General features: G+C 49.7%; 1 protein-coding gene. It reads left to right on the top strand.

The features are described 5' to 3' along the window. Window positions 1-2,017 (top strand): DEAD/DEAH box helicase (locus GRP75_RS25485; protein WP_202404311.1); only part of this gene is annotated, 2,017 nt, incomplete at both ends.

Below are 2,017 nucleotides of genomic sequence, written 5' to 3'. Positions count from 1 at the left end.
CTACTGGCAGGGCTGGAGTTCCAATATGGGGATATCATCATCAACCCGCTGGAAACAGATGCACGAACGCCTGGTAACGACCGAATTCTGATACGTGATGGGGAACAGGAGCAGCGTATTTTGGAGCTGATGGAGCATAGCTCCTTTGCCAGAACAGACAGCGGATATTTTATGGAAGATGAAGATGCAGAGTACGATTTTTTGTACCATACTGTTCCGCAACTGGAAAAGCTGCTGGATGTCTATGCTACAGGTGCAGTCAAAGCGAAAATAAACAATACTCTGCCTACCCCAAGGATACGGGCGGAATGGGATGAACGTACGGATTGGCTTGAATTTAAATTTGATATGGAGGGCATACCGGAACCGGAAATTCGCAAGCTGCTCAAATCGTTAGAGGAAAAACAGAGATATCACCGTCTGCCGAATGGTGCCTTGCTGCCGTTGGAAACAGAGGAGTACAAGGAATTGATTCGGTTCATGAATGAAACAGGTATCCGCAAAAGCGATCTGGATGCAGCGCAAATTCGTGTTCCCGTCACGCAAGGACTGTACTTAATTGATCCTCACGATCATGGAAAAAACCTGACTTTGGGTAAAACCTTTCGCCAGCTGCTGGAAAATATACGTAACCCAGACCATCTCGACTTTCCAGTTCCAGACATGCTTGCTCCAATCTTGAGAGATTATCAGGTTTACGGCTTTCAATGGCTTAAGACATTGGCGCATTACCGTTTTGGGGGCATTTTGGCAGATGATATGGGGCTGGGTAAAACGCTGCAAAGTATCGCCTTTCTCGTCTCAGTATTGCCGGAGATTCGCAGCCAGCAGCTTCCAGCCATGATCGTGTCCCCTGCATCACTGGTGTACAACTGGCGGAATGAGCTGGAGAAATTTGCTCCACACGTCCGCGTCACTATCGCAGATGGCAGCCCAGAAGAACGCGGCCGGATCATACGGGATGCCGCCAGTTATGACGTCGTCATTACGTCCTACCCGTTGCTACGGCGCGATGCAGATGTGTACAGCAAGCCATCGTTTCATACGCTCATACTGGACGAGGCGCAGGCTTTCAAGAACCATGCCACCCAGACGGCACAAGCTGTTAAGGATGTAAAAGCCCGTTACCGTTTTGCCCTGACAGGAACGCCTATAGAAAATACATTGGAAGAGTTATGGTCCATATTCGACGTTGTATTTCCTGCGCTATTTCCCGGTGGGAAAAGAGTGTTTCACAACCTGCCTCGAAATGTGATTGCCAAGCGGGTTCGTCCGTTTCTGTTGCGCCGTCTTAAGAGCGATGTCCTCAAGGAGCTGCCGGAGAAAATCGAATCCGTGCAGGTATCCCGGCTTCTGCCAGATCAAAAAAAGCTGTATACAGCCTATCTGGCCAAGCTCCAGCATGAAACATTGAAGCATCTCAACGAGGAAGGATTTCAGAAAAATCGGATCAAAATTCTCGCAGGTCTGACCCGACTTCGTCAGCTCTGCTGTCATCCAGGCTTGTTCATCGAAGGATATACGGGAAGCTCCGCCAAATTTGAACAGCTGTTGGAGATCATTACGGAATGTCTCAGCTCTGGGAAACGGATACTCATTTTTTCACAGTTCACTACGATGCTTCAAATGATCGGACGTGAGCTTGCTCGAGAAGGGGTGTCCTACTTTTACCTGGATGGGCAGACTCCCGCTCCGGAACGAGTCGAGCTGTGCAGTCGCTTCAACGAAGGAGAACGCGAGCTGTTCCTGATTTCCCTAAAGGCAGGAGGCACTGGCCTGAACCTCACCGGCGCAGATACAGTCATTCTGTATGACCTATGGTGGAATCCCGCTGTAGAGGAGCAGGCTACCAACCGCGCACACCGAATGGGTCAGAAAAAAGTCGTGCAGGTTATTCGTCTCGTCGCCCAAGGCACGGTAGAGGATAAAATGTATGAGCTGCAACAAAAAAAGAAAAACATGATCGACCAGGTCATTCAACCGGGGCAAGAAACCCTTTCGGCACTGACCGAGCTGG

Source organism: Paenibacillus sp. OT2-17, assembly GCF_009827695.1.
In the GTDB taxonomy this organism is placed as follows: Bacteria; Bacillota; Bacilli; order Paenibacillales; family Paenibacillaceae; genus Paenibacillus; species Paenibacillus polymyxa_B.
Note: the sequence above shows the minus strand (reverse complement) of the source record. Positions and strands in the feature narration are given on the sequence as shown.